29 protein-coding genes are annotated in these 25,091 nt (G+C 73.5%); 21 read left to right on the top strand and 8 right to left on the bottom strand.

Features of this window, described 5'->3' with window-relative positions; genetic code table 11:
• Position 1: 1 nt before the first annotated feature.
• Together DZA62_RS15070 and DZA62_RS15065 are read right to left on the bottom strand one after the other, a co-directional pair.
• The gene (locus DZA62_RS15070; RefSeq protein ID WP_116949706.1) at positions 2-778 is read right to left on the bottom strand and encodes a tyrosine-protein phosphatase; all 777 of its coding nucleotides are present in this window, start codon (positions 776-778) and stop codon (positions 2-4) included.
• Positions 778-1,659 (bottom strand): LysR family transcriptional regulator, encoded by an 882-nt coding sequence (locus DZA62_RS15065; RefSeq protein WP_116949705.1) that lies wholly within the window; start codon positions 1,657-1,659, stop codon positions 778-780. Before DZA62_RS15065 ends, DZA62_RS15070 begins: the two co-directional genes overlap by 1 nt.
• Positions 1,660-1,751: 92 nt before the next feature.
• Here DZA62_RS15065 and DZA62_RS15060 point away from each other — a divergent pair, with 92 nt between their 5' ends.
• The 6 genes from DZA62_RS15060 (at position 1,752) to DZA62_RS15035 (ending at position 6,261) form a co-directional block, all read left to right on the top strand.
• Positions 1,752-2,666: a TIGR03564 family F420-dependent LLM class oxidoreductase gene (locus tag DZA62_RS15060; protein WP_198663788.1), complete on the top strand. Its 915-nt coding sequence runs from the start codon at positions 1,752-1,754 to the stop codon at positions 2,664-2,666.
• Positions 2,667-2,677: 11 nt separating this feature from the next.
• Positions 2,678-3,919, top strand: coding sequence for a phosphoribosylamine--glycine ligase (gene purD / locus DZA62_RS15055; protein ID WP_116949704.1), 1,242 nt, complete (start codon positions 2,678-2,680; stop codon positions 3,917-3,919).
• On the top strand, positions 3,916-4,776 hold the full coding sequence (gene folP, locus DZA62_RS15050) for a dihydropteroate synthase (RefSeq protein ID WP_198663787.1): 861 nt from the start codon (positions 3,916-3,918) through the stop codon (positions 4,774-4,776). The genes purD and folP overlap by 4 nt, the downstream gene beginning before the upstream one ends.
• A gap of 66 nt (positions 4,777-4,842) precedes the next feature.
• Complete coding sequence (gene folB / locus DZA62_RS15045) at positions 4,843-5,205, top strand: dihydroneopterin aldolase (protein WP_116949703.1); 363 nt, start codon at positions 4,843-4,845, stop codon at positions 5,203-5,205.
• The gene (gene folK / locus DZA62_RS15040; protein WP_116949702.1) at positions 5,202-5,768 is read left to right on the top strand and encodes a 2-amino-4-hydroxy-6-hydroxymethyldihydropteridine diphosphokinase; all 567 of its coding nucleotides are present in this window, start codon (positions 5,202-5,204) and stop codon (positions 5,766-5,768) included. Before folB ends, folK begins: the two co-directional genes overlap by 4 nt.
• Positions 5,769-5,787: 19 nt before the next feature.
• Positions 5,788-6,261 carry a DUF3180 domain-containing protein gene (locus DZA62_RS15035; RefSeq protein ID WP_116949701.1) on the top strand — a complete coding sequence of 158 codons (474 nt, stop codon included), beginning with the start codon at positions 5,788-5,790 and terminating at the stop codon, positions 6,259-6,261.
• 2 nt (positions 6,262-6,263) lie between these two features.
• On the opposite strand, the gene DZA62_RS15030 is transcribed toward DZA62_RS15035, so the two are convergent.
• Positions 6,264-6,764, bottom strand: coding sequence for a GNAT family N-acetyltransferase (locus DZA62_RS15030; protein WP_116949852.1), 501 nt, complete (start codon positions 6,762-6,764; stop codon positions 6,264-6,266).
• A 78-nt stretch (positions 6,765-6,842) separates the two neighbouring features.
• Complete coding sequence (locus tag DZA62_RS15025) at positions 6,843-7,700, bottom strand: alpha/beta fold hydrolase (protein WP_116949700.1); 858 nt, start codon at positions 7,698-7,700, stop codon at positions 6,843-6,845.
• A gap of 176 nt (positions 7,701-7,876) precedes the next feature.
• On the opposite strand from DZA62_RS15025, the gene DZA62_RS15020 reads away from it, so the two are divergent.
• Positions 7,877-8,458: a hypothetical protein gene (locus DZA62_RS15020; protein WP_116949699.1), complete on the top strand. Its 582-nt coding sequence runs from the start codon at positions 7,877-7,879 to the stop codon at positions 8,456-8,458.
• Positions 8,459-8,476: 18 nt separating this feature from the next.
• On the opposite strand, the gene DZA62_RS15015 is transcribed toward DZA62_RS15020, so the two are convergent.
• Entirely contained in the window at positions 8,477-9,631 is a 1,155-nt protein-coding gene (locus DZA62_RS15015) for an ABC transporter ATP-binding protein (protein WP_116949698.1), read from the bottom strand.
• A 24-nt stretch (positions 9,632-9,655) separates the two neighbouring features.
• On the opposite strand from DZA62_RS15015, the gene DZA62_RS15010 reads away from it, so the two are divergent.
• From DZA62_RS15010 to DZA62_RS14960, 10 genes are all read left to right on the top strand, one after another.
• Positions 9,656-10,360, top strand: coding sequence for an ABC transporter permease (locus tag DZA62_RS15010; protein ID WP_116949697.1), 705 nt, complete (start codon positions 9,656-9,658; stop codon positions 10,358-10,360).
• Entirely contained in the window at positions 10,357-11,091 is a 735-nt protein-coding gene (locus DZA62_RS15005) for an ABC transporter permease (protein WP_116949696.1), read from the top strand. Before DZA62_RS15010 ends, DZA62_RS15005 begins: the two co-directional genes overlap by 4 nt.
• A 107-nt stretch (positions 11,092-11,198) precedes the next feature.
• Positions 11,199-12,164 carry an ABC transporter substrate-binding protein gene (locus DZA62_RS15000; RefSeq protein ID WP_232827504.1) on the top strand — a complete coding sequence of 322 codons (966 nt, stop codon included), beginning with the start codon at positions 11,199-11,201 and terminating at the stop codon, positions 12,162-12,164.
• 62 nt (positions 12,165-12,226) lie between these two features.
• Positions 12,227-12,784: a DUF1684 domain-containing protein gene (locus DZA62_RS14995; protein WP_198663785.1), complete on the top strand. Its 558-nt coding sequence runs from the start codon at positions 12,227-12,229 to the stop codon at positions 12,782-12,784.
• Between the two features lie 1,049 nt (positions 12,785-13,833).
• Positions 13,834-14,328: a PH domain-containing protein gene (locus DZA62_RS14985; RefSeq protein WP_198663784.1), complete on the top strand. Its 495-nt coding sequence runs from the start codon at positions 13,834-13,836 to the stop codon at positions 14,326-14,328.
• Positions 14,325-15,770: a PH domain-containing protein gene (locus tag DZA62_RS14980; RefSeq protein ID WP_116949694.1), complete on the top strand. Its 1,446-nt coding sequence runs from the start codon at positions 14,325-14,327 to the stop codon at positions 15,768-15,770. The genes DZA62_RS14985 and DZA62_RS14980 overlap by 4 nt, the downstream gene beginning before the upstream one ends.
• A 4-nt stretch (positions 15,771-15,774) precedes the next feature.
• Positions 15,775-16,242, top strand: coding sequence for an aspartate 1-decarboxylase (gene panD, locus DZA62_RS14975; protein ID WP_116949693.1), 468 nt, complete (start codon positions 15,775-15,777; stop codon positions 16,240-16,242).
• Between the two features lie 49 nt (positions 16,243-16,291).
• Positions 16,292-17,977: a DUF885 domain-containing protein gene (locus tag DZA62_RS14970; RefSeq protein WP_116949692.1), complete on the top strand. Its 1,686-nt coding sequence runs from the start codon at positions 16,292-16,294 to the stop codon at positions 17,975-17,977.
• An 11-nt stretch (positions 17,978-17,988) separates the two neighbouring features.
• Positions 17,989-18,354 carry a hypothetical protein gene (locus tag DZA62_RS14965; protein ID WP_116949691.1) on the top strand — a complete coding sequence of 122 codons (366 nt, stop codon included), beginning with the start codon at positions 17,989-17,991 and terminating at the stop codon, positions 18,352-18,354.
• Positions 18,351-18,764, top strand: coding sequence for a hypothetical protein (locus DZA62_RS14960; RefSeq protein WP_116949690.1), 414 nt, complete (start codon positions 18,351-18,353; stop codon positions 18,762-18,764). Before DZA62_RS14965 ends, DZA62_RS14960 begins: the two co-directional genes overlap by 4 nt.
• Here the strand turns inward: DZA62_RS14960 and DZA62_RS14955 are convergent.
• Entirely contained in the window at positions 18,680-19,300 is a 621-nt protein-coding gene (locus DZA62_RS14955; protein WP_116949689.1) for a dihydrofolate reductase family protein, read from the bottom strand. The genes DZA62_RS14960 and DZA62_RS14955 overlap by 85 nt on opposite strands.
• Positions 19,246-19,986, bottom strand: coding sequence for an MFS transporter (locus DZA62_RS14950; RefSeq protein WP_116949688.1), 741 nt, complete (start codon positions 19,984-19,986; stop codon positions 19,246-19,248). Before DZA62_RS14950 ends, DZA62_RS14955 begins: the two co-directional genes overlap by 55 nt.
• Before the next feature lie 150 nt (positions 19,987-20,136).
• Between DZA62_RS14950 and DZA62_RS14945 the strand changes: the two genes are divergently transcribed.
• The 4 genes from DZA62_RS14945 to DZA62_RS14930 are packed head-to-tail and all read left to right on the top strand — an operon-like array spanning position 20,137 to position 23,459.
• Complete coding sequence (locus DZA62_RS14945; RefSeq protein ID WP_116949687.1) at positions 20,137-21,111, top strand: ArsR/SmtB family transcription factor; 975 nt, start codon at positions 20,137-20,139, stop codon at positions 21,109-21,111.
• Between the two features lie 60 nt (positions 21,112-21,171).
• Positions 21,172-22,356: a sensor histidine kinase gene (locus tag DZA62_RS14940; RefSeq protein WP_198663783.1), complete on the top strand. Its 1,185-nt coding sequence runs from the start codon at positions 21,172-21,174 to the stop codon at positions 22,354-22,356.
• The gene (locus DZA62_RS14935; protein WP_116949685.1) at positions 22,353-23,027 is read left to right on the top strand and encodes a response regulator transcription factor; all 675 of its coding nucleotides are present in this window, start codon (positions 22,353-22,355) and stop codon (positions 23,025-23,027) included. Before DZA62_RS14940 ends, DZA62_RS14935 begins: the two co-directional genes overlap by 4 nt.
• A 21-nt stretch (positions 23,028-23,048) precedes the next feature.
• Positions 23,049-23,459 (top strand): VOC family protein, encoded by a 411-nt coding sequence (locus DZA62_RS14930; RefSeq protein WP_116949848.1) that lies wholly within the window; start codon positions 23,049-23,051, stop codon positions 23,457-23,459.
• A gap of 355 nt (positions 23,460-23,814) precedes the next feature.
• Here DZA62_RS14930 and DZA62_RS14925 read toward each other — a convergent pair whose 3' ends face one another.
• Positions 23,815-25,041 carry an MFS transporter gene (locus DZA62_RS14925; protein ID WP_198663782.1) on the bottom strand — a complete coding sequence of 409 codons (1,227 nt, stop codon included), beginning with the start codon at positions 25,039-25,041 and terminating at the stop codon, positions 23,815-23,817.
• Positions 25,042-25,091 lie beyond the last annotated feature (50 nt).

Below are 25,091 nucleotides of genomic sequence, written 5' to 3'. Positions count from 1 at the left end.
CTCAGCCGACGAGGCGGGCGCGGAGCGCGACGGTGTCGTCGGCGGTCCAGCCGTGCTGCTGCAGCCAGCCCGCGGGGCCGCCGAACTCGGTGTCGACGAAGTCGAGGAACGTGTGCATCGACTCCGCACGAGGCATGTTGCTGTCGTTGGACCGGTGCTCGAGGTCGGCGGCGTACGTGGCCGTGGCCCTGAGGCGGCTCATGATGGCGTCGACGCGCTCGCCGGTCTGGACGTAGTCGTCGACGACGGACTGCCGGTCGACCCCGACGACGGCGAGGGCGAGCGCGCACACGACGCCGGTGCGGTCCTTGCCCGCCGCGCAGTGCACCAGGGTGGCGCCGCCGGACGTCGTCATGGTGCGCAGCGCCGCCACCACGTTGCCGGGCCGGTGGCGCAGATAGTTCGTGTAATAGACGCCGGCGTTCACCCAGATGGCGTCGTCGCCGCTCTTGCCGGTCCACGGCAGCACGCTGTCGGCCTCGACGTCGGTGGTGGTGCCGACCTCGGGATACAGCGACAGGTGGTGGACGGTGACCTCGGGGACGCGGGTCAGCGGGCCCGGCCCCTCGGACGTGACCTCGTAGGTCGTGCGCAGGTCGACGACGTCGCGCAGGCCGTGCTCGCCGGTGAGCCGGCCGATGTCGTCGTCGATGAGGTCCTGCAGGTTGTCGGAGCGCAGCACCTGGCCGAACCGAGTGACGCCGCCGTCGGTGGTGGGCAGCCCGCCGAGGTCGCGGACGTTGACCGCGCCGACGAGGTCGATCCATCGTTCGCTCATCAGCGTCCACCGTAGTCGATGATGTCGGGCCCGCCGAAGGCCGCCACCAGCCCGGCCCGGCAGTCCGCGGGCGTCCGCGCCGGCGTCACGACGACGCCCGGCAGCGGCAGCGGAGGGTCGAACCGCAGGGTGCGCACACCGGCCGGTGGCGCCGGTCCGCCGGCAGGGACCGGGGCCCACTGGTCGGCGGTTCCGGCCAGCTCCAGCAGGGTCCGCTCGACGGTCCCCGCGGGCCGGTCCGGCAGCGGCCGCACCCCGGAACCGACCAGCAGCCGGTGGAACGGCCCGTCGCACTGCGGCGCGGGCAGCCGGGCCGGGTGACCGGCGAGATCGGTGACGCGGACGGTCTCGGCGCCGGCCCGCGGGTGGCCCGCCGGGAGCGCCGCGACGACCTCGTCGCACCATGCCTGGGTGGCGACCAGGTCGTCGTCGCTCGCGACGGCGCCGCGGACCAGGACGGCGTGCAGCTCGCCCCGGCGCAGTGCGTCGAGATGGGTGCTCACCGGGCCGTCGGCGAACTCCACCGCGAGCTCGGGGCGGTCCGCCCGGAGCGCCGCCAGCCCGCGCTCGACCCGCCGCTCCAGCCCGGCGCCCGCACCCAGCCGCAACACGTCGGACCGTCCGGCCAGTTCCGCGGCCACCGCCGTCGTCTCCGCGGCCGCGGCCAGCACCCGCCGGGCGTGCTCCAGCAGCCGGCGGCCGTCGTCGGTCAGCCGGACCCGGCGCGACGAGCGGTCGAACAACCGGACGCCGAACTCCCGTTCCAGCCGGCCGATCTGCTGGCTCACCGCCGGCTGGACGATGTGCAGCCGGACGGCCGCGCGGCCGAAGTGGAGCTCCTCGGCGACCGTCACGAAGTACCTGAGTTGGCGCAGCTCCACGCTCGACCTCCCGGCACCGATCACCGGGCGTGATCGCTGCACAGCACAACCGGCCCTTGGTCCGGGCTGTTCCGGCGGCTTGACTCACAGGCATGGACAACCTGCGAGTCGGAGTGTGGATCGACGACGACGGCGTGAGCGTCGCGGCCGTGGCGGAACGGGCCCGGGCCGCGGTGGCGGCCGGATACGAGACGGTGTGGCTGGGGGAGCGGTCCGGCTGGGATCCGCTGACGTTGCTGACGGCGATCGGCCCCGCGGTGCCGGGGGTGCGGCTGGGCACCGCCGTCGTCCGGACCCACCCGCGACACCCGCTGGCGCTGGCCGCCCAGGCGGTGACGGCGCAGGCGGCGGTGGGCGGGCGGCTGGTGCTGGGTGTCGGCCCGAGCCACGCGCCGATCGTCGAAGGCCAGTACGGCCTGTCGTACGACCGGCCGGCCCGGCACACCCGCGAGTACCTGACCGCGCTGGGGCCGCTGCTGCGCGGCGAGCCGGTCACGTACTCCGGCGACCTGGTGACGGTGAACGGGCAGGTCACTGCCGCCGGCGCGGAGCCGCCGCCGGTCCTGCTGGCGGCGCTCGGCCCGGCCATGCTGCGGGTGGCCGCCGAGCTGGCCGACGGCGTCGTCACCACGTGGGCCGGCCCGCGGTCGATCGGCGAGCACGTCGTCCCGACGCTCACCGCCGCGTCGGACGACGCGGGCCGGGGGACGCGGCCGGACGTCGTCGCCGGGGTGTGCGTCGCGGTGACGGACGACCCGGACGGCGCTCGTGACTGGGTGCAGCGGCACTTCGGCATCGCCGGGGAGCTACCGAGCTACCGCACCCAGCTGGACCGCGAGGGCGTGCGGACGCCGGCCGAGACGGTGATCGCCGGCGACGAGGAGGCCGTCCACCGGGCGTTCCGCGCTCTCGCCGACGCCGGCGTGGACGAGCTGCAGGTGCTGCCGGTGGGCCCGGACAAGGACCAGACGCGGACACTGGAGGTGGCGGCACGACTGGCCCGATAGGGTCGGCGTCCGTGAAGGTACTCGTCATCGGTTCCGGGGCCCGCGAGCACTCCCTGGTGCGTTGCCTGCTGCGCGACCCCGAGGTCTCCGAGGTGCACGCCGCGCCGGGCAACGCCGGCATCGCCGCGGACGCCGCCGTCCACTCCGTCGTCGCCGACCAGCCGGAAGCGGTGGCCGACCTCGCCGCCCGGCTCGACGCCGACCTCGTCGTGGTGGGCCCGGAGGTGCCGCTGGTCGCGGGCGTCGCCGACGCCGTCAAGGCGCGTGGCATCGCCTGCTTCGGGCCGTCCGGGCGGGCGGCGAAGCTGGAGGGGTCGAAGGCCTTCGCGAAGGAGATCATGGCCGCGGCCGGGGTGCCCACCGCCATGGCCGTCGTCTGCGAGACCCGCGCCGAGGCCGAGGCCGCGCTGGACCGCTTCGGCGCGCCGTACGTCGTCAAGGACGACGGCCTCGCCGCCGGGAAGGGCGTCGTCGTCACCGACGACCGCGAGGCCGCGCTGGCGCACGCCGAGGCCTGCGGCCGCGTGGTCATCGAGGAGTTCCTCGACGGCCCCGAGGTGTCGCTGTTCTGCGTGACCGACGGCCGCGTGGCGGTGCCGCTGACCCCGGCCCAGGACTTCAAGCGCGCCTACGACGGCGACGCGGGTCCCAACACCGGCGGCATGGGCGCCTACACGCCGCTGCCGTGGGCGCCCGAGGGCCTGGTCGCCGACGTCATGGAACGTGTCGTCCAGCCGACCATCGACGAGATGCTGCGCCGCGGCACCCCGTTCGCCGGGCTGCTGTACGCCGGGCTGGCGCTGACCTCCCGCGGCGTGCGGGTGGTCGAGTTCAACGCCCGGTTCGGCGACCCCGAGACGCAGGCCGTGCTGGCCCGCCTGCGGTCCGGTCTGGGCGGGCTGCTGCGGGCAGCGGCGACGGGCACGCTGGCGCAGCATCCCGAGCCGGTGTGGCAGGACGGCGCCGCGGTCACCGTCGTCATCGCGGCGCACGGTTACCCGGCCGCGCCGCGCACCGGCGACCCCATCGGCGGACTGGCCGAGGCGGCCGCCGTCAAGGGCGTCGAGGTGCTGCACGCCGGCACCCGGCTGGGCCCGGACGGCAGCGTGGTGTCCAGCGGCGGCCGGGTCCTGTCGGTCACGGCCGTGGGTACGGACATCGACGAGGCACGAGCCCGGGCGTACGAGGCGGCCGGGCACATCGCGCTCGACGGCAGCCACTACCGCACCGACATCGCGTTGCAGCGCCGATGAGCGACGGCCGCCCGGTGCGCTATGTCGCGGGGCTGCCGCGACCGCCGCGCTCCCTCGTCATGGGCGTCGTGAACGTCACGCCCGACTCCTTCTCCGACGGCGGCTTCTGGTACGAGCCCGGCGACGCGATCGAGCACGGACTGCAGCTGATCGAGCAGGGCGCCGACCTCGTCGACGTCGGCGGCGAGTCCACCCGCCCCGGCGCCGAGCGGCCGTCGCCCGACGAGGAGCGCCGCCGGGTGCTGCCGGTCATCCGCGAACTGGCCGCCGCGGGCGCCGTCGTCTCCGTCGACACCATGCGCGCCGAGGTGGCCGCGCCCGCGCTCGAGGCCGGCGCGCGGCTGGTCAACGACGTCTCCGGCGGGCTGGCCGACCCCGACATGCTGCGCGTCGTCGCCGACGCGGACGTGCCGGTGGTCCTGATGCACTGGCGCGGCCACTCCGACCACATGCAGGAACAAACCGTCTACGCCGACGTCGTCGCCGACGTGCTCGCCGAGCTGCGGCCGCGGGTCGACGCCGCCCTGGCCGCCGGGGTGCGGCCCGAACACATCGCCGTCGACCCGGGGCTCGGATTCGCCAAGACCTGGGACCACAACTGGACGCTGCTGGCCCGGCTGGCCGAGCTGCACGCGCTGGAGCTGCCGCTGCTCGTCGCCGCGTCCCGCAAGACGTTCCTGGGCGAGTTGCTGGCCGATCCGCGGACCGGCGAACGCCGCCCGCCGGCCGGCCGCGACGCCGCCACCGACGCCTTGTCGACGACCATCGCGCTGGCCGGCGCCTGGTGCGTCCGCGTGCACACCGTCCCCGCGACGCTCGACGCGGTGCGGGTGGCCGCACGGCTCGCGCAAGGGTGAGCCGTCGTGGCCAATCCCACCCGGTCCAGGTGCACGACGACCCGGTGCGGGGGCTAGGGTCATCGGGTGACTGACCGCATCGAGCTGCGTGGCCTGACCGCGCGCGGACGACATGGCTGGTTCGCCCATGAACGGGAGAACGGCCAGCTGTTCCGCGTCGACGTCGCGCTGAGCGTCGATACCCGTGCGGCAGCCGAAAGCGACGACCTGACCGACACCGTGGACTATGGCAGTCTTGCTGAGCGGGTGGTCGGCCTCGTTTCGGGGGAGCCGGTCCGGCTGGTCGAGACACTCGCCCAGCGCATCGCCGACCTCTGCCTGGACGATTCCAGGGTGGAGGCAGCGGAAGTGACCGTGCACAAGCCGGAGGCGCCGGTGACGGTGCCGTTCGACGACGTGACCGTGACGATCCGAAGGGCCCGAACGTGACCAATGTCCCCAACCCCAACGTCGTCGACGCCGACACCCTGACGGGTGATCTGCGCCCGCTGCGGCGCACGGCGTTCGCGCTGGGCAGCAATCTCGGCGATCGCCTCGAGTTCCTCCAGGCGGCCGTCGACACCCTCACCGACTCGTCCGAGATCGTGCCGGTGGCGGTGTCGCCCGTCTACGAGTCCGAGCCGGTGGACACCCCGGAGGGCTCGCCGAAGTTCCTCAACGCCGTCCTGGTCGTCGACACCACGTTGTCGCCGCGCTCGCTGATGGAGCGTTCGCAGTCCACCGAGGCCGCCTACGGCCGCACCCGCGACGTCCCCAACGGCCCGCGCACGCTCGACATCGACGTGCTCGCGGTCGGCGACGTCACCTCCGACGACGAAGACCTGCACGTGCCGCACCCGCGGCTGGCCGAGCGGGCGTTCGTGCTCATCCCGTGGGCCGACATCGACCCCGACTTCTCCGTGCCCGGACTGGGCCGCGTCGTCGAGCTGAGCTCCGCCGTCGACGCCACCGGCGTGCGCCGGCTGGACGAAGCGCTCGAGATCCCGGCCTGACGCCCGAGTCGCGGCAACCGTGCAGCGAACGAGGATCGGCTCGCTGATCTGGGTCGCCCTGGTGGCGGTCCCGATCGGCTGGTCGATCGGCCGCATCGTCGACGCCGCGTCGGGCGCGCTCCCGCCGGTTCCGTGGGTGCTGCCGTTGCTGCTGTTGTTCCTGGCCCTCGGCATGTTCGCCGGAGCCAGGGCGGTGCGTGGCTGGATCACCGAGCGGCGCTTCGACAGCCGTATCGACGCGCTGCGGGTGGCCCGCTCGGTGGCCCTCGCCAAGGCGTCGGCCTACTTCGGCGCCCTGCTCGTCGGCGTCTACGCCGGGCTCGGGCTGCTGGCCCTGAGCCTGCTCGACTCCCCGATGGGCCGCAACCGCGCCATCCTCTCCGCCATCGTCGTCGTGGCCTCGGTGGTGCTGACGGTGGCGGCCGTCCGGCTGGAACGTGCCGGCGAGGTCCCGCCCCCGTCCGACGAGGAGAACGGCGCCCACCCCGCCTAGTTCTAGAGCTCGGGCACCAGGTCGCGCTGGTACCAGGTGCCCGGCTTGCCGCCGAGGTGCGCCGGGTCGGCCGGTCCGGCCGGGACGAACCCGGCGTTGGTCAGCACCTTCCGGGACGCGGCATTGCCGAGGGCGGCGGCGGCCCGCAGGGTGCGCAGCCCATGCCGCGACGCCGCCAGCCCGCACAGCTCGCGGACGGTCGCGGTCGCCACGCCGCGGCCGGCGACGTGCTGGGCGACCCGGTAGCCGAGTTCCGCTGCGCCGTCCTCGATGTCGACCAGGTTGAACCTCCCCAGCACCGAGCCGTCGTCGGCGACGAGCACGTGGAAGGCGCAGATACCGGCCTGCTGCTCGGCCAGCAGAGCGTCGAACCGGTCGGTGAACCGGTCGAAGTACTCGTCGCCGCGGTCGGGGATCGAGGCGGCGAAGTAGGCGCGGTTCGCCAGCTCGAAGGCCAGGACCGCCGGGGCGTGGCCGGCGTGCAGCGGCGTCAGCTCGGGCACCACCCGACCCTACCCAGGCGGCGCGGGCGGGGGCACCTGAGTTTCTCCCGGCGGCAGACCACCCGCGAGACCCGGCGACTACGGGGTGCGGGTGGCCAGGAACTCCGTCAGCAACCTCGTCACCTCGGCCGGCCGCTCCACCGGCGGCAGATGGCCGGTGTCGTCGAGGTCGACCCGCCGCGCGCCGGGGATCCCGTCGGCGAGCAGGCCGGATACGTCCTGGATGTACGACAGGTCGGCCAGGCCGTTGACGACCAGTGCCGGCACCGCGATCTCGTGCAGCCGCGCCTTCGCCGGCGGGTCGGCGGCCAGTTCGGTGTGCGCCGGCGCGGACCACTCGCGCTCGAACACCAGGCGGCACATACGCACCATGTGCTCCCACACGTCCGGGTCCAGATCGGACGGCTCGCGCCCCGGCCCGACGGCGGTGAGGCGCAGCTGCGCCTCGGCCATCGCCGCGACGTCCGCCGGGTCGATGTGCGTGGCGGTGTGCTCGCGGTACTGCTGCAGCCGGTCGGCCGGGACCGCGGCGAGGACCAGTTCGCGGGCCAGCGCGCCCATCTCGGGCGGCCACTCGTGCCCGGACAGTCCGGATGCGATCAGCGCGAGTGCCGTCACCCGCTCCGGCGCCGCCAGCGCGACGTCGACGGAGTAGGCGCCGCCCATCGAGCAGCCGACCAGGGCCGCCCGCTCGATGCCCAGCGCGTCCAGCAGCGCCAGCAGGTCGGCGTGGTGGGCGAACTCCCCGGCGGCGGCGCCGGACTCGCCGTGGCCGCGCCAGTCGTAACGGACCACCCGATGCCGCTCGGCGAGCGCGGCGAACTGGTGGTCCCACAGTCGGCGGTCGGTCAGCCCGGCGTGCGAGAACACGACGGCGGGCCCGGACCCGGCGTCGTCGTAGGCGAGGTCGACCCCGTTGACGAGAAGGCTCGGCATGCCGGAACCGTAGCCCAGGTGACACCCCGGCTTCGCGTCCCGAGATCACCCGGACCGCCGGGCGTCGCCGGCCGCGACCGACGACAGGAACGCTGGTGAACGCGGGACTGAAGTTCCCGGTGTGGCGCGGCGTGTGAAGTCCGATTCGCGCCGTACAAGAAGGTACGGTGACGCCCATGGCCTCCGTCCGTCACCGCCGTCGTCTCACCGCTGTCCGTCTGCTCGCCGTCGCCGCGCCCGCGGCGGCCATCGCGCTGACGGCAGCCGCCCTGGTCCTCGACGGGCCTTGGCCGCGCATCGCGGCCGCCGTGGGCGCCGTCGGGGCGGCGGTCCTGGGGGCGTTCGTGCTCCGGCTCGAGCGCCGGCTGCGCATCGAGGTGGCCACGGTCCGCGCCGAGCAGGCGGCGGAGTACTCCGAGGCGCACGCCCGCTATTCCGACGAGCACCGCGAGTTCACCGACCACATGGTCGGCCTGCTCGACGTCGCGTCCGAGCGCATCGACGTCATGCGGTCCAAGCTGGACCTGCTGGAGGCCGAGATCGCGGCCGCCCGCAGCGCCCGTCCCGGCGCCTCCACCCCGAGCGTCGAGCTGGCTCGGCTGGCCGAGGGTGCTGAGTGGAACGACCTGTGGCCGGACCTCTCCGAGGCGCCGACGGTGGTCGACCTCATCAAGTGGGAGGACAAGAACACCGACCTCCTGCCCGAGGCCGACCACAAGAAGTCCGCTCCGGTGCAGCGCCAGGAGCGCAGCGCCTAGGGAGTGCCTCCCGGACGGTCAGGCGTTCTGCACCGTCTCGAGCACCACCTCGGCCCGGGCGACGTCCTTCGCCTCGGCCTCCACCGACCGCCGTAGCGCCGCATGCAGCGTCGCCGGGGTCAGCACGCCCACGTAGTGGTCGTCGTCGTCCAGAACGGCGATCCAGCCGGCGTTCCACTGCAGCATCTCCGCGAACGCCACCTTGAGGGTGTCGTCGAGCTGCACCCACGCCTCCATGCGCCGCGCGCGCTCGCGGACCTTTCCGGAGCCGGTCAGCATGTCGTGGCCGACCCAGCCGGCCAGCCCGCCCTCGCCGTCGAGCACGACGCCCCAGCGATCGTCGCCGAGCGCGACATTGGCCGCGGCGAGCTCGTCGTCGACGCGGACCACCGGCGGGTGCTCGAGGTCGGCCGGCGTGATGGCGGTGACGGAGAGCCGCTTGAGGCCGCGGTCGGCGCCGACGAAATCGGCCACGAAGTCCGTCTCCGGCGCGCCGAGGATGGCCGCCGGCGTGTCGTACTGCTCGAGCAGGCCGCCCTGCTTGAACACCGCGATGCGGTCGCCCAGCCGGACCGCCTCCTCGATGTCGTGCGTGACGAACAGGATGGTCTTGCGGACGTCGTCCTGCAGCCGCAGGAACTCGTCCTGCAGCTGCGACCGGACCACGGGGTCGACGGCGCTGAACGGCTCGTCCATCAGCAGGACCGGCGGGTCGACGGCGAGCGCCCGGGCCACGCCGACGCGCTGCCGCTGGCCGCCGGAGAGCTCGTGCGGGTACCGCTTGCCGTGCACCGCGGGGTCCAGTCCGACCAGCTCCATCAGCTCGCGGGCCCGCTCGTGGCGGCGCGAGCGCTTCCAGCCGACCAGCTCGGGCACGACGGCGATGTTCTCTTCGATGGTGCGGTGCGGGAAGAGCCCGACGTTCTGGATGACGTAGCCGATGCCGCGGCGCAGCGCGACCGGGTCGGCGTCGGTGACGTCGACGCCGTCGACCACGATGCGCCCGCCGGTCGGCTCGACCAGGCGGTTGACCATCTTCATGGTGGTGGTCTTGCCGCAGCCCGACGGCCCGACGAGGACGACCAGCTCGCCGCGCCCGACCTCGAGGGTCAGCTCCTGCACCGCGACGGTGCCGTCGGGGTACCTCTTGGAGACGCGGTCGAGACGAATCATCGGTTCTTCGGTAGCGTCAACGGAATGGCGCTCTCCGGGCCCGTTCATACCGCAACCCTGACCGACAACTGTCTCGTGCGCAACGACTGGGTGTGTGGTGAGTACCTCAGGACCCGCCGCGACGACATCACCGACGCGCTCGTCCAGCACGTCACCATCACCGTGATCTCGGTGGTCATCGGATTCGTCGTCGCCCTGGTGCTGGCCGTCGTCGCGCGCCGGGTCCGCTGGCTGCGCGGCGCGATCCTCGGCACCTCGACGGCGTTGTACACGCTGCCGTCGCTGGCGATGTTCTCGCTGCTGCTGCCCTTCACCGGCATCTCGACCAGCACGGTGGTCGTCGGACTGGTGCTGTACTCGCTGACGATCCTGGTCCGCGGCATCCTGACCGGCCTCGACGCGGTGCCCGCCGACGTCCGTGAGGCGGCGGTCGGCATGGGCTACGACGGCCTGCGGCTGCTGCGCCAGGTGGAACTGCCGCTGGCGATGCCGTCGATCTTCGCGGCGCTGCGCGTGGCGACGGTGTCGACGGTGGCGCTGACGACGATCGGCATGATCGTCAACCACGGTGGTCTGGGCAACCTCATCAACCGCGGCCTGAGCAGCAACTTCCACGCCGAGGTGCTCACGGCGTCGGTGCTCTGCGTGGTGCTGGCGCTGATCGCCGACGCGCTGCTGCTCGGCCTGCAACGCTGGCTCACGCCCTGGCGACGGACGGTGACCGCATGAACGGGCTGCTCGACGGCCTGACCTGGCTGCTCGACGCAGAGAACTGGGCCGGCCCGACGGGGGTCGGCGCCCGGCTCGTCGAGCACGTGTGGATCAGCGCGGTGTCGGTGTTGCTCGCCTGCCTCATCGCGCTGCCGATCGGGCTGTGGCTCGGGCACCTCGGCCGCGGCGGCACGCTCGCCATCAACATCAGCAACGTCGGCCGCGCGGTGCCGACGTTCGCCATTCTCGCGCTGCTCTACATGACGCCGCTGGGGCTGTCGTACTGGACGACGATCATCGCGCTGGTGCTGTTCGGCATCCCGCCGATCCTCACCAACGCCTACGTGGGCATGCGCGAGGTCGACCGCGACGCCGTCGAGGCGGCCCGCGGCATGGGCATGAGCGGCCCGCAGTTGCTGCGCGGCGTCGAGCTGCCGCTCGCCATCCCGCTCATCATGGGTGGCATCCGGCTGGCGACCGTGCAGATCGTGGCCACCGCGACCCTCGCGGCGGTCATCTCCGGACCAGGTCTGGGCCGCATCATCACCAGCGGCTTCGGCCGTCAGGACGTACCGGAACTGATCGGCGGAGCGATCATCGTCTGCCTGCTCGCGCTGGTGGTCGAGGGCCTGATGGCGTGGCTGCAGCGCGCCGTCGACCCCATGCGCCGGGCGCGGCGGCGCCGGTCGAGACCCGATCGTGATCGGGGAATGCCGCTGGTCCAGGACGAGGTTGTCAGTGGCGCGTAGTTGACTGGGTACACACGCGGGCGCTGTGAAGGTGCTCGCCGGACACGCGTGCTGGGGCCGATGCCCGGCACGGGACACAGAAGGTGACACCGGTGATTGTCATGACCATGCGGAGACGAGCGGCCGTTCTGGCGGCCGCGGCCGGCCTGGCGCTGTCGCTGACGGCGTGCGGCGGCGACGACGACCCGTTCGAGGACGGTGGCGGCGACTCGACGGCCACCGCCAGCGGTGGGGGCGACCTCACCGTCGGCGGCGCCAACTTCACCGAGATGGTGATCATGCAGGAGATGTACGCGGCGCTGCTCGAGAACGCCGGCTACAACGTCGACATCCAGTCCGTCGACGCCCGCGAGATCTACGAGCCGGCGCTCGAGAGCGGCGAGATCGACGTCGTGCCCGAGTACCTGGCCACGTTCGCCGAGTTCCTCAACGGCGCCATCAACGGGCCTGACGCCGCGTCCAACGCGCCCATCGCCACGTCCGACGCGCAGGAGACGGTCGACGCCGCCCGGCCGCTGGCCGAGGAGCGCGGGCTGACCATCCTCGACCCCGCCCAGGCCGCCAGCCAGAACGCGTTCGCCGTCACCAAGGAGTTCGCCCAGCAGAACAACCTGACCACGCTGTCCGACCTCGCGGCGCTGGGCCAGCCCATCACGCTGGCCGCGGTCGAGGAGTGCCCCGACCGCCCGTTCTGCGAGCCGGGCCTCGAGTCGGTCTACGGCCTCGACATCGTCGACCCGCCGCTGGCCACCGGGTTCAGCACCAGCGAGACCAAGCAGGCGGTCCAGCGGGGCGACGCGCAGCTCGGCCTGGTCGGCACCACCGACGGCACGCTCGACCAGTTCGACCTGGTGACCCTCGAGGACGACAAGGGCCTGCAGGCCGCCGACAACCTCGTGCCGGTCGTCAACACCGAGAGCGCGGGCGACCCCGCCATCGCCGAGGTGCTCAACCAGCTGGCCGAGGTGCTCACCACCGAGGACCTCGCGACGCTGAACGCCCAGGTCGACGCCGAGCGGCAGCAGGCCGCCGACGTCGCGCAGGCGTACCTCGAGGAGAAGGGGCTGCTCTGACCTCGATCAGCGCGCTCGACGTCCTCGACTGGCGGCGCCGGGTCCACGCGCTCTACGCCCGCGTGCGGGCCGAGAGCGAGACGGACCCGGCGCGGGCCCACGAGATCTGGGCCGCCGGCCGCGACGAGCTGGTCCGCAGCCATCCCGCGTCACCCGTCCCGCCCGAGGCGCGCGACGGGTACGCGGGGCTGCGGCACGCGCCGTACGACCCAGACCTGCGCTTCGTGCTGCCGGTCGACCCCGACGTCGAGCCGCAGCGGATCGAGGTGCCGACGGCCACCGACGGCATCGTGCCGTTCGAGCTGGCCGGGCGGCTGCACCTACCCATCGGCGACCTCGACGTCTGGTGGCTCGACTCCTACGGCGGCGGGGTGTTCGTGCCGATCAAGGACGCCGGCGCCGGCCGCGCCACCTACGGCGGCGGGCGCTATCTGCTCGACACCGTCAAGGGTGCCGACCTCGGCGGTTCGGTCCACGACGCGCTCGTCGTCGACCTCAACTTCGCCTACAACCCGTCCTGCGCCTACGACCCCGCGTGGACGTGCCCGCTGGCGCCGCCCGGCAACACCCTCGGCGTCGCGGTGGCGGCCGGCGAACTGGTTCCGCCGGCGTACGGCTGAGCGCAGGCGCTCGCCCTGATCAGGTTCCCCTCGCGTTCGCGGACACCGTTCCTGTTTCCGGCTGGGACCCCGCGATCCAGGATCCGCTTTCGACGTGTCAGCGACGTCCCGGACGGCGTCGTCGTCCTGCAGGTCGGCGAGGTGGTGTGCCAACACGCAGCTGTGAAACGGCGCGAAACGGCGAACGGCGCAGACTCGAAGCACGGTGCGCCCGGCCCGTCCGGGCGGACCGAACCAACCAGCCGCCCAGGTGCCCCGAGGGCCTGGCGCACTGAGGTGGCCCGGCGGATCGCGTGAGCTGCACCGACCTGGTCAGCCGGCCCAGGAACGGTGGCCCCGACCGCCGACGACGCTCCTGGGGCCGTGGGGCCGTGGGGCCGTGGGGCCGTGGCGCAGTGGGGCCGTGGCGCCGTGGCGCAGTGGGGCCGTGGCGCCGTGGGGCCGTGGGTCCAGGGCGCTGGGCCGTGGCTGTCGTCGCGCGTGTGGCATCCACTGGGTGAGATTTCCCGGCGAATCGGGGGCCTTACCTAGGACTGTGTTCGCTCTGCGAGGCATGCATGCCTGGTGGAGCGGGAGAACGCCTGGTGAAGTACGCGATGGTTGATGATCACCGCTGTCCGCCGGCCCACGGCGGCGGACAGGGGTCGAGGCGACGGTCGCCGGAGGCCGGCTCACTGTCGCCGGTTGGAGGGTGGCGTCGGCTGCGGGGCCTGAGCTGTGCCCAGATTCGCCCCGTCCCCCTGATAGCTGCCAGTTCTTGGCCGCACGGCCGCGGGTCAAGCGGTCATCGTCGGCGCGAAGCGCCCAGCAGGTCCGCTTGAGGCGCGGCCACGCGGCTAAGAGAATGGGCAGCAGGGGGACGGCCAACGGTCACACGCCAGGCCAACGTCCAGAAACCCACTCGGCCGCCCGCGCCGGCCCGCGCCGGCCTGCGGCGGCCGGTGACGTCGAGGCGACGGTCGGCCCGAAACGCACTCGGCGGCCCGCGCCGGCCGTGTCGGCAGCGAGCGTCGGCGCCGGTCGCGACCAGGCGGGGTAGCCTCGACGCCGTGGACCAGGAGGAGCTCTTCGCGCCACCCGGCGAGGCCTGGCAGCAGGTGTCGCGCAAGCTCGTCGACCTGCGCCGGCTGGTGCTGCTGATCACCGTCATCGTCCTCACCACCGTCGTCGGCGTGGTGCTGGGGCTGATCTTCGGGCCGCCGGCCGTGTTCATCGCCGTAGGCGCGGGACTGATCGCGCTGGTCTGGGGGCTGTGGCTGATCCCGCGCAACTGGCGCGCCTGGGGCTACGCCGAGCGGCTGGACGACCTGCTGGTCACCCATGGCGTCATGTACCGCCGGCTGACGGTGGTGCCGTACGGCCGCATGCAGTTCGTCGATGTCGCGTCGGGGCCGCTCGAGCGGCGGTACGGGCTGGCCACCGTCCAGCTGCACACCGCCTCGCCGGCCACCGACGCGAAGATCCCCGGCCTGCCGGCCGCCGAGGCTGCGCGGCTGCGCGACCGGTTGTCGGCGCTGGGTGAGGCCCAGGCGGCCGGTCTGTGACCACCACGCCGGGAAGCGAGGCCGGTGGCACGAAGGCCGCCCGGGTCGACCCGACACCGGAGCACTTCCGCCGCCTGCACCCGCTGACCCCGCTGCTGCGCGGCTGGGGCTTCCTGGCGCTGGCCATCGGCATCGGCGGGCAGGACGCGCTGCGCTCCGGCGAGATGGGCCGGTTCGGCCTCACGGTCCTGGCGTTCGCCGTCGTCGGCATGATCGCCGGGCTGCTGTCCTGGTGGTTCACCCGGTACGGCTTCGACGGCGACGCGCTGCGCATCGACTCCGGCATGCTGAACCGCCGCTCGCGCCGGGTCCGGCTGGACCGCCTGCAGGCCGTCGACATCAACCGGCCGCTGGCCGGGCGGATGCTCGGCGTCTCCGAGCTGCGGCTGGAGGTGGCCGGCGGCGGCAAGGCCGAGGCGCCGCTGCAGTACCTGGCCGTCGACGACGCGGTGCGGCTGCGGGCCGAGCTGCTGGCCCGGGCCGCCGGCATCGACGCAGACACGCCGGAGGCGCCGGAGCGGGTCGTGCACCAGGTGCCGCTGGACCGGCTCGTGTGGTCGACGGTGCTGTCGGGCGCGTTCATCACCGGCGTCGTGTTCATCGCCGGCATCGGCATCGCGTTCCTGTTCTACCGCGACAGCGACGTCACCGTCGGGGTGCTGTCGTCCATGCTGCCCGGCGTCATCGCCATCGGCGCCGCGCTGTGGGCGCAGCTGGGCCGCAACTTCGCGTTCGTCCTGGCCGAGTCGCCCGACGGCTACCGCATCCGCAAGGGCCTGCTCGACACCCAGCACCAGACCGTCCCGCCCGGCCGGGTGCAGGGAGTAGCCATGCGCCAGCCGTTGTTGTGGAGAGGGAAGGGCTGGGTGCGGCTGGACGTCGACGTCGCGGGGTACAGCGGCGAGTCGTCCGACGACAGCCAGCGGACGTCAACGCTGCTTCCGGTGGCGACGTACGAGGAGGCGGCCGAGGTGTTGCGGCACGTGTTGCCGGGTTCGGACCCGTTGTCCGTGCCGTTGACGCACGCCCCGCGGCCGGCCCGCTGGTTGCGGCCGTTCGGCTGGAAGAAGCTGGCCTACGGCGTCGACGACCACGTCGTCGTCGTGCGTGAGGGCGTGCTCTACCGCAACCTCACCACCGTCCCGCACGCGAAGACGCAGAGCGTGCGCATCGTGCAGGGACCGGTGCAGCGCCGGCTCGGGCTGGCGTCCGTGCACATCGACACCACGCCCGGCCCGGTCGACGCGGTCATCGCGCACCGGCTGCCCGACGAGGCCCGCGCCATCGCCGAGGAACAGGCCGAGCGGGCTCGATTGGCACGCAAGACCGATGTTCCAGAACAATGGATGGCGAGGTACCGGCAGCAGTCGGCACCCCGACCCGACGGCCACGCCGACGGTGACGGCCCCCCGGCCGCATCGAGCGAGCGAGACCAGGAGTGAACCCGTGTTCCGCACCATGATGAAGGGCAAGATCCACCGCGCCACCGTCACGCAGGCCGACCTGCACTACGTGGGATCGGTCACCGTCGACGAAGACCTCCTCGACGCCGCCGACCTCCTGCCCGGTGAGCAGGTCGACATCGTCGACATCACCAACGGCGCCCGCCTCACCACATACGTCATCCCCGGTCCGCGCGGGTCCGGCGTCATCGGCATCAACGGCGCCGCCGCCCGGCTCGTGCAGCCCGGCGACCTCGTCATCCTGATCAGCTACGGCCTGGTCGACGACGCCGAGGCGCGGCGGCTCGAGCCGCGCGTGGTGCACGTCGACGCCGCCAACCGCATCGTCGCCACCGGCGCCGACCCCGCCGAGCCGGTGCCCGGCGCGGCCGCCCAGCTGCGCGGCGACACGCCCACATCGGAGACCGACGTCAGCCCTCGCGGCCGGCGACCAACCGTCGTCACGGGCTGACCCGCGGGGCTGCCGCACGGCGTGACGGCACGCGAGGCATGATGGGCCGGTGCCTCACGACGACGCCGACACGCCCCGGAAGATCGCCGACCGTTACGTCGAGACCATCGCCGACCTCGACCCGACCGTCGGGACGGCGCTCGGCATCCGGCCCGGCGTCGACACGATGCCCGATCTGTCGCCGGAGGGTCAGCAGGCCGAGGCCGGCGCCGCCCGCGCCACGCTGGCCGAGCTCGATGCCGCGGAGCGGGCGGCCGCGGCCGACGGCGGCCTGCCGGCGCAGGAGCGCCGTGCGGCCCGGCTGCTGCGCGAGCGGCTGACGGCGGCGCTGGCCGTGCACGACGCCGGCGAGGGACTGCGCGATCTCAGCAACATCCTCACGCCGGTGCAGTCGCTGCGGTCGATCTTCCAGATCATGCCCACCGCGACCGACGACGACTGGGCGGTCATCGGCCGCCGGCTGCGCAACGTCCCCGGCGCCGCCCGCGGGTACCGCGCCGCGCTCGAGGAGGGCGACCGGCAGGGCAAGTACGCCGCGCCGCGCCAGGTCGACGCCGTCGTCGAGCAGCTCGGTACCTGGCTGTCGACGGACTGGTACACCACGTTCGCCGGCGGCGGGCCGGAGCCGCAGCGCGGCGAGTTGACCGCAGCGGCCGCGCAGGCCACCGCCGGCCTGGCCGAGCTGCGCGACTACCTGGCGACGACCTACCGCCCGGCCGCCGAGGGCACGCCCGACGGCGTCGGCCGCGAACGCTACGCGGCGCTGGCCCGCCGGTGGACCGGCGCCGACCTCGACCTCGAGGACGCCTACGCCTACGGCTGGTCGGAGTTCCACCGCATCGGCGACGAGATGAAGCAGGCCGCCGACGCCGTCCTGCCCGGCCACACGCCGCTCGCCGTCATGCGCCACCTCGACGAGCACGGCGAGGCGATCGAGGGCGTCGACGCGGTCCGCGACTGGCTGCAGAACCTCATGAACGACGCGATGGCCGACCTCGACGGCACCCACGTCGACCTCGCCGAGCCGATCAAGCACGTCGAGGCGATGATCGCCCCGCCGGGCAGCGCCGCGGCGCCGTACTACACCCGCCCGTCGCTGGACTTCAGTCGGCCGGGCCGCACCTGGCTGCCCACGCTGGGCGAGACCCGGTTCCCGGTCTGGGGCCTGGTCAGCACCTGGTACCACGAGGGTGTCCCCGGACACCACCTGCAGCTCGCCCAGTGGGTGCACGTGGCCGACCAGCTCTCGCGCTACCAGGTCAGCCTCGGCTCGGTGAGCGCGACGACCGAGGGCTGGGCGCTCTACGCCGAGCGACTCATGGACGAGCTGGGCTACCTCACCGACCCGGCCCGGCGGCTGGGCTACTTGGACGCGCAGATCATGCGGGCCATCCGGGTGATCGTCGACATCGGCATGCACCTGCGGCTGCGCATCCCGAACGGCGAGACGTTCCATCCCGGCGAGGTGTGGACGCCGGAGCTGGCGCGCGAGTTCTTCGGCGCCTTCAACGGCCGCGACGCCGCCTTCCTCGACTCCGAGATCATCCGGTACCTGGGCGTGCCGGGCCAGGCCATCAGCTACAAGCTGGGTGAGCGGGCGTGGCTCTCCGGCCGCGACGCCGCACGGGCGTCCCAGGGCGCGGACTTCGATCTCAAAGCGTGGCACATGGCCGCGCTCTCGATGGGCTCGCTGGGTCTCGACGACCTCGCCGACGAGCTGGCCCGGCTCCCGTGACGGACTGAGCCATGGTTGCCGTCGTCGACTGGGCCGTCATCGTCGCCTCGCTCGCCTACGCCGCGTGGGCGCTGGTGGCCGTGGTGCGCAACCGGCCCCCGCGCGAGCCGTACGTCATCGGCGCCGGGGTGGTCGAGCTGCTGATCCTGATCCAGGTCGTGGTGGCGGTCGTCCTGATGATCGCGGACGGCACGCCGGACGAGACCGCGACGTTCATCGGCTACCTGCTGATGAACCTGATCATCGTGCCGCTGGGGCTGTTCTGGGCGCTCGCCGAGAAGTCCCGGTGGGGCACGTCGGTGCTGGTCGTGGCCGCGCTGGTGGTGCCGGTCCTGGTGGTGCGCATGCAGCAGATCTGGGACGCGGGCGCCACGTGAGTGCGGCGACCAGGCGGTCCAGCGGGCCGGGCCGGCTGCTCATCGCCGTCTACGCGGTGTTCGCGCTGGCGGCGTCGGCCCGGGCCGCCGTGCAGATCGCGACGAAGTTCGACGAGGCGCCGGTGGCGTACCTCCTGTCGGCGTTCGCCGCCGTGGTGTACATCGTCGCGACGGTGGCGCTGGCCCGTCCCGGCGTGGCGGCCCGCCGGGTGGCCCTGACCGCCGTCACGGTGGAGCTGGTCGGCGTGCTGACGGTCGGGACGGTCACGGCGTTCGACCCGGGCGACTTCCCGGACGACACGGTCTGGTCGCTGTACGGGCGCGGCTACGGGTTCGTGCCGCTGGTGCTGCCGATACTCGGGCTGCTCTGGCTGCGCCGCACCCGCGACTCCGAGGACGCCGGCCGGTAGCGAAGGCGCACCGCGCACCTGGGGTCGTCGCCGTCGCGGGCCAGCTGGACGAGCTCGCCGCCGGGCGCGTCGTAGAGCCTGATGCCGTCGCCGAGCAGGACCGGCGCCACGTGGACGTCGATCTCGTCGACCAGTCCCAGCCGGAGCAACTGCCGGCCGATGGTCGGGGAGAACACCTGCAGGTTCCTGCCGCCCGCCGCGTCGAGGCCGATGCGCACCGCTTCCTCCACGGGGCAGTCGAGGATCGTGACGTCCTCGGCGGCGCGAGCGTCGTCGGGGTGGTGGGTGAGGACGAAGATCGGCCCGATCCACGCGCCGCCGTAGGGCCGCAGGTCACCGTCCATGGCGTCGTAGGCATCGCGTCCGGCCAGGATCGCGCCGGTGCTCTCGATGTACTCCTGGTGCACGCCGTCACGGACCGTCGTGCCGTCCATGAAGTCCATGCTGTGGCCGGGGCCGGCGACGTAGCCGTCGAGGGACATCATGAAGGCGAGGTGGACCTCGCCGGCCGCGGTCCGCGGTGGGGGAACGTGCATGGGTCGGCTCCTGACGGTCGAGGTCTCGGGGTGGGATCGGACAGCCGCAGGCCCGGGGTGAGCGCGACCGTGACGGCGATCGAGAGCGCCGCCATCGTGGCCATCGCCGGCCCGGCCGGAACGACCACGGCGACCAGGCCGGCCAGCGTCGCACCCGCCGCCTGCATCGCCTTCATGCCCGAGGCGTGCAGCCCCAGGGCCTGACCGCGCACCTCCTCGCCGGTCAGTGCGATCAGTCGTTCCTGCAGCAGCAGCGTCGACATGAAGCCGACGGACGCGACTGCGGCCGCGACGGCGGCGACCGGCAGACTCAGGGGGAGCACGAACAGCAGGTACGGCACGGCGAGGGCGAACCGCAGCGGCGTGACGTAGCGCTGCCGGGTCGCCGGTGACAGGAACCGTCCGGCGGCCAGGTCGCCGGCCAGCATGCCCAGGGCGGTCGCGACGAACAGGACGGCGGCGGCGTGCGGCGCGTACGGGACGAACAGCGCCTCGCAGCCCACCACCAGGCCGTTGGGCACCCACATCGCGAGGTAGACGGCGCGCCTGGCCCGGGAGGAGAGCAGCTCGCGGTTGATCCGCCAGGTGATCGCCGGCGACGGACGACCCGAGCTGCGCGGCGGCCGGGAGCTCAGGCCCAGCCGGACGACCAGGAGCGATCCGAGCGCCAGCGCCGTACCGGCCACCAGCGTCGTCCGGGGCGACGACCTGCGCGCACGACGCGGCGAACAGCGCGGTGAACTCCGGGGTGCGGAACAGCTCGCGGTAGGTGCGCATGGCCGGCAGTCTGGGCAGCGTCGTTCCGAGCCCGGTAGAGTTTCGGGTGGAGGCGAAACATGGGCATCTGGCTGATCGACGCCGACGTCCTCGCCGGCGGCCGGTTCCGGGTGTCGGCGCTGGCCGAGACCATCGCGGCCATCAGGGTCCTCACCGGGGAGCGGCCCAACCGCCCCGGCCAGCTGGTCCGCCCCGCGCAGTCGCGGGCGGCGTTCCAGAACCGGTTGGCCGCCGATCCCGCGGGCCGGGCGTTCGTGCGGGCCGCGCTGCTGCCCACCTGGCTGGCCGACTTCCTGTGCGCGCCGCCGCTCGACGACGAACCGGCTTTCGACGACGAACTGCGCCGTATCCGCACAACACCGGCGGCCGCGCTGCGTGCCGACCTCGCCGACGACGACCCGGTGCTCGACGTGCCCGACCTGCCCGACCGGATCGCCGACCTGCTCGACTGGGTGTGGACCGAGGCGATCGAACCGGACTGGCCACGCCGGGTCCGGGCGTTCGAGGCCGACGTCATCGCCCGGACCCGCCGGCTGAGCGGCAGCGGGTGGGCGTCGGCGCTGGACGACCTGCGGCCGGGGATGCGCTGGCTCGGCGAGGGACGGCTGCGGATCAATGCCTACGACTATCCGCCACGCGACCTGACGCAGGGGGAGCTGTTGTTCATCCCCGTCACCGGTGCCCGCGGCTGGGTCGGCTGGCGCCGGCCGAACCGCTACTCGATCGTCTACCCGTGCGCCGGGGCGCTGGCGGAGGGCCGCCGCACCGCGCCGGGGGCGCTCGGCCGGTTGATCGGGCCGGCCCGCGCGACACTGCTGAGCCTGCTCGACGACCCGATGAGCACGACCCAGCTGGTCGCGGTGACCGGGTTCGCGCTGGGGTCGGTCGGCGACCACCTCAAGGTGCTGCTGGACGCCCAGCTGGTGCGTCGCCGCCGCGCCGGACGCTCCGTCCTCTACTACCGCACGGCCGACGGCGACCGTCTGGCCCGGGCCGCCACCGGCGGCGAACCGCAACCGCGGCCGCGGCCATGAGGCCGGCGTCGACGCGCGACGACGCGGCTCGCGCGCGGGTTCCGGGCTAGCCTGCTTCCCGTGAGGCGAAGGGACCGGTTCTACGCGTGGGTGCGCCGGCGCCCCGTGGTGCCGGACGCCGTCATCGCGCTCGGGCTGCTGCTCACGGTCGTGGTGTTCAGCGCGGCGGCCTACGACCCCACGTGGGCGCACCTCAGCCTGGGCGTCGTCATGTGCCTGGCACTGGTCTTCCGGCGCAAGCGGCCGGTCGAGTCGTTCGGGGTGCTGGTGCTCTGCGGGCTGGTGCAGTGGGCGACCGGCCTGTCGCTGACCCCGGTGGACGTCATCCTGCTGATCGGGTTGTACTCCATCAGCGCCTACGGCTCGCGCTGGGCGAGCCGGGCCGGGCTCGCGGCCGGGCTGCTGGGCGTCGTCCTGGCCATCACCCGCGAGTTCTCGCCCGCCACCGACGGAACCCAGGCGTTCGTCGCCAGCCTGCTGTCGCTGTCGGCCGTGGTGGTCGGCGCCTGGGCCATGGGCGATGTGCGGCGGGTGCGGCAGGCCTACGTCGCCGAACTGGTCGAGCGGGCGCACCAGGCCGAGCGCGAACGCGACCAGCGGGCCCAGCTCGCGGCCGCGGAGGAGCGGTCCCGCATCGCCCGCGAGATGCACGACGTCGTGGCGCACAACCTGTCCGTCATCGTCGTGCAGGCCGACGGCGGCCGGTACGCCGGCGACCACGATCCGCGGGCGGCGCTCGACGCGCTGAAGACCATCGGCGACACCGGCCGCGGAGCGCTCGCCGAGATGCGCCGGTTGCTCGGGGTGCTCCGCACGGCGGATGACGACGGTGACGGCGGGTCCATCCGCCCGCAGCCGGGGCTCGGCACCCTGCCGGAGCTGGTCACGTCGGTGCGGCAGGCCGGGCTGCCGGTGTACCTCGACGTCACGGGGTCGCCGCGGCCGCTGCCGGCGGGGCCGTCGCTGGCGGTGTACCGGGTGATCCAGGAGGCGCTCACCAACGCGCTCAAGCACGCCGGACCGGCGGCGCGGGCGTCGGTGGCGCTGGTGTTCGACGCGGAGCGACTGACCGCGCGGGTCAGCGACGACGGCCGGGGCGCGGCGGCGCCGAGCGACGGGCTCGGCCAGGGACTGGCGGGCATGCGGGAGCGGATGACGATGTACGGCGGCACGGTGACGGCGGGACCGGCGACCGGCGGAGGCTGGCGGGTCGACCTCGACCTGCCCTATGGCGAGGGGAAATGAGCGTGCAACCGGTCAAGGTCTTCCTGGTGGACGACCAGCAGCTGGTCCGGGCGGGATTCCGGATGGTCATCGACTCGCAGCCGGACCTCGAGGTGGTCGGCGAGGCAGGCGACGGCGACGCCGCGCTGCACGCACTCGCCGTCACGGCGGCCGACGTCGTGCTCATGGACGTGCGGATGCCCGTCCTCGACGGCGTCGAGGCCACCCGACGGCTGCGTTCGCGCGACGACGCGCCGAAGGTGATCGTGCTGACCACGTTCGACCTCGACGAGTATGCGTTCGCCGCGATCAAGGCCGGGGCCAGCGGGTTCCTGCTCAAGGACGCCCCGCCGCCGACGCTGCTCGACGCCGTCCGCACGGTGCACTCGGGCGACGCCGTGGTGGCGCCGAGCACCACCCGGCGGCTGCTCGAACGCTTCGCCGGCCACCTGCCGGAGGACGCGACGCCGCCGGACGCCGTCTGGGCCGGGCTGACCCAGCGCGAGCACGAGATCGTCCGCGAGGTGGTGCGCGGCCGGTCCAACGCCGAGATCGCGGCGACCCTGTTCGTCACCGAGGCGACGGTGAAGACGCACATCGGCCGGGTACTGGCCAAGGTCGGTCTGCGCGACCGCGTCCAGCTGGTGGTGCTGGCCTACGAGACCGGGCTGGTGCGGCCGGGAGCGTCGTAGCGATGGACTAGCGTGCCGGCCATGCGCATGCTGCACCTCGGCCTCCGGGTCACCGATCTCGACCGCTCGCTCGCCTTCTACGCCGCGCTCGGATACGCGGAGGCGGGCCGCGTCCCCGAGACGCCGTTCGGCAGCCTGACCATGCTCCAACTGCCCGGCGACCCGTTCATCAGCCTCGAGCTGGTGCACGACCCGGCCCGGCCGGTCACCGACACCGGCGCCGTCAACCACCTCGTCGTCCAGACCGACGACCTGACGGCGACGGTCGCTGACCTCGCGGCGAAGGGCGTCACGGCCGAGCCGCCGGTCGACATGGGCGAGGGCATGTTCACGTCGTGGGTGACCGACCCCGACGGCTACCGCATCGAGCTCGTCCAGTGGCCGCCCGGCCATCCCGCGGGCATGACCGCCGCCGACTTCGTCGGGCCGTAGCGAAGCTGGATCCCCGAAGCTCCGAGACTGGTACGACAGCGGGCGTGCTCCTCACCCGTGTCAGGACAGGATCGGGGCCGGACCGGCGCCCCGATGTGGTCCCGTGCCGGGTCAGGTGCGCTCACGCCGGGTCAGGAAGCCTTGGAGCGGCCTCACCCGCCGAGCACCGCGCGCCAACCGACCAGCGACCGGCGAGCAGCGGACCTGGCGACAGCGAGGCCGCTCAGCAAGAACAGCGATCTCACCCACTGAGCTCACCCGGTGGCGCACCGGGGCGGGAGCACAGTCGTCACCATCGTGGCGCTGGGCGGGCGAACGCCAGCCGGCTCGGGTGTCGGACTTCGGGACCAGGCGACTAGTCGCCGACGTCGACCCGGGCGGGTCGCTGCTCGCGAGCCGCCGGGGAGACCAGTCCGGCCACGACCGCGGCGATGGCGACGACGAGCAGCGCGTTCAGCACGCCCTCGTGGTCGCCCAGCCAGCCGAGGATGGGCGGGCCGGCGAGGAACGCCGTGTAGCCGACCGACGCGACCACGCTGACGCGGGCGGCGGCCCGGCGTGGGTCGTCGGAGGCGGCGCTCATGCCGAGCGGGAAGCCCAGCGCGGCGCCGAAGCCCCAGACGACCGTGCCGATCAGGGCGACGGTGAGCGACCCGCCGTACACCACCAGCAGCACGCCGGCGGTGGCCAGCACGGCGCTGGTGCGCAGCACCGGCAGCCGGCCGAAGCGGTCGACCAGTTGCGTGCCGGCCGTCCTCCCCGCGGTCATGGCGGCGAGGAAGACCGCGAAGCCGACCGCGCCGACGGCGTTGCTGACCTCGTAGCCGTCGACCAGGCCGAGCGCCAGCCAGTCGTTGGCGATGCCCTCGATCAGCGCGGCGCACATGACCATGAGGCCGATGACGAGCGTGCGCGGCTCGCGCCAGGCGGTCCAGACGGAGATCTGCTCGGCCGTCGCGCCGTCGTCGGAGTCGACTTCGGCGGCGTGCGGCAGGAAACTGCGGGTGGCCGCGATGGCGACGACCATCGCGAGCACGCTGACGGTGGCCAGATGGGCCACGACGGGCACGCCGACGGCCGCCGCGCCCGCACCGAGGCCGGCCCCGGCCACCGTGCCGAGGCTGAACGCCGCGTGGAACCGCGGCATGATCGTCCGGCCGAGCAGCCGCTCGACCGCCGCGCCCTCGACGTTCATCGCGACGTCCCAGGAGCCCGAGCCGTAGCCGATGAGCGCCAGCCCGGCGGCGACCACGGGGACCGTGCCGAGTGTGTCGGCGCCCAGCCCGGCCAGCGACAGGCCGAGGGCGACCAGCACGGAGCCGCCGGCCACCGTCCGGGCCGCGCCGATCTTGCTGACGACGAACCCCGACGTGGGCAGCGCGACGAGCGACCCCGCGGCCAGCGCCAGCAGCACGCGGCCGATCTCGCCGGGCGTCAGGCCGAGCAGGTCGCGCACCTCGGGGATGCGCGCCATCCAGCTCGCGATGGCCAGCCCGTTGAGGGCGAACACCGTGGCGACGGCGTTGCGGGCGCGGACGACACGGGCGAGGTCGGGCGACTGCGCCGGAGCGGAGTGGTTCACGGAGGGATCCTCGGGTGTCAGGCAGTTCGTCACGAGTCTGGCGTCGGGAT

Source organism: Jiangella endophytica (assembly GCF_003427025.1).
Classification (GTDB): Bacteria; Actinomycetota; Actinomycetes; order Jiangellales; family Jiangellaceae; genus Jiangella; species Jiangella endophytica.
Note: the sequence above shows the minus strand (reverse complement) of the source record. Positions and strands in the feature narration are given on the sequence as shown.

Excerpts from the sequence above, each read along its gene's own strand:
- DZA62_RS14955 (WP_116949689.1), bottom strand. The coding sequence starts at position 19,300 with ATGCACGTTCCCCCACCGCGGACCGCGGCCGGCGAGGTCCACCTCGCC.
- DZA62_RS14945 (WP_116949687.1), top strand. The coding sequence starts at position 20,137 with ATGGGCATCTGGCTGATCGACGCCGACGTCCTCGCCGGCGGCCGGTTC.
- DZA62_RS14935 (WP_116949685.1), top strand. The coding sequence starts at position 22,353 with ATGAGCGTGCAACCGGTCAAGGTCTTCCTGGTGGACGACCAGCAGCTG.
- DZA62_RS15015 (WP_116949698.1), bottom strand. The coding sequence starts at position 9,631 with ATGATTCGTCTCGACCGCGTCTCCAAGAGGTACCCCGACGGCACCGTC.
- DZA62_RS15000 (WP_232827504.1), top strand. The coding sequence starts at position 11,199 with ATGCGGAGACGAGCGGCCGTTCTGGCGGCCGCGGCCGGCCTGGCGCTG.
- DZA62_RS15005 (WP_116949696.1), top strand. The coding sequence starts at position 10,357 with ATGAACGGGCTGCTCGACGGCCTGACCTGGCTGCTCGACGCAGAGAAC.
- DZA62_RS15020 (WP_116949699.1), top strand. The coding sequence starts at position 7,877 with ATGGCCTCCGTCCGTCACCGCCGTCGTCTCACCGCTGTCCGTCTGCTC.
- DZA62_RS14930 (WP_116949848.1), top strand. The coding sequence starts at position 23,049 with ATGCGCATGCTGCACCTCGGCCTCCGGGTCACCGATCTCGACCGCTCG.
- DZA62_RS15060 (WP_198663788.1), top strand. The coding sequence starts at position 1,752 with ATGGACAACCTGCGAGTCGGAGTGTGGATCGACGACGACGGCGTGAGC.
- DZA62_RS15070 (WP_116949706.1), bottom strand. The coding sequence starts at position 778 with ATGAGCGAACGATGGATCGACCTCGTCGGCGCGGTCAACGTCCGCGAC.
- DZA62_RS15010 (WP_116949697.1), top strand. The coding sequence starts at position 9,656 with ATGGCGCTCTCCGGGCCCGTTCATACCGCAACCCTGACCGACAACTGT.
- folP (WP_198663787.1), top strand. The coding sequence starts at position 3,916 with ATGAGCGACGGCCGCCCGGTGCGCTATGTCGCGGGGCTGCCGCGACCG.
- DZA62_RS15025 (WP_116949700.1), bottom strand. The coding sequence starts at position 7,700 with ATGCCGAGCCTTCTCGTCAACGGGGTCGACCTCGCCTACGACGACGCC.
- DZA62_RS14965 (WP_116949691.1), top strand. The coding sequence starts at position 17,989 with ATGGTTGCCGTCGTCGACTGGGCCGTCATCGTCGCCTCGCTCGCCTAC.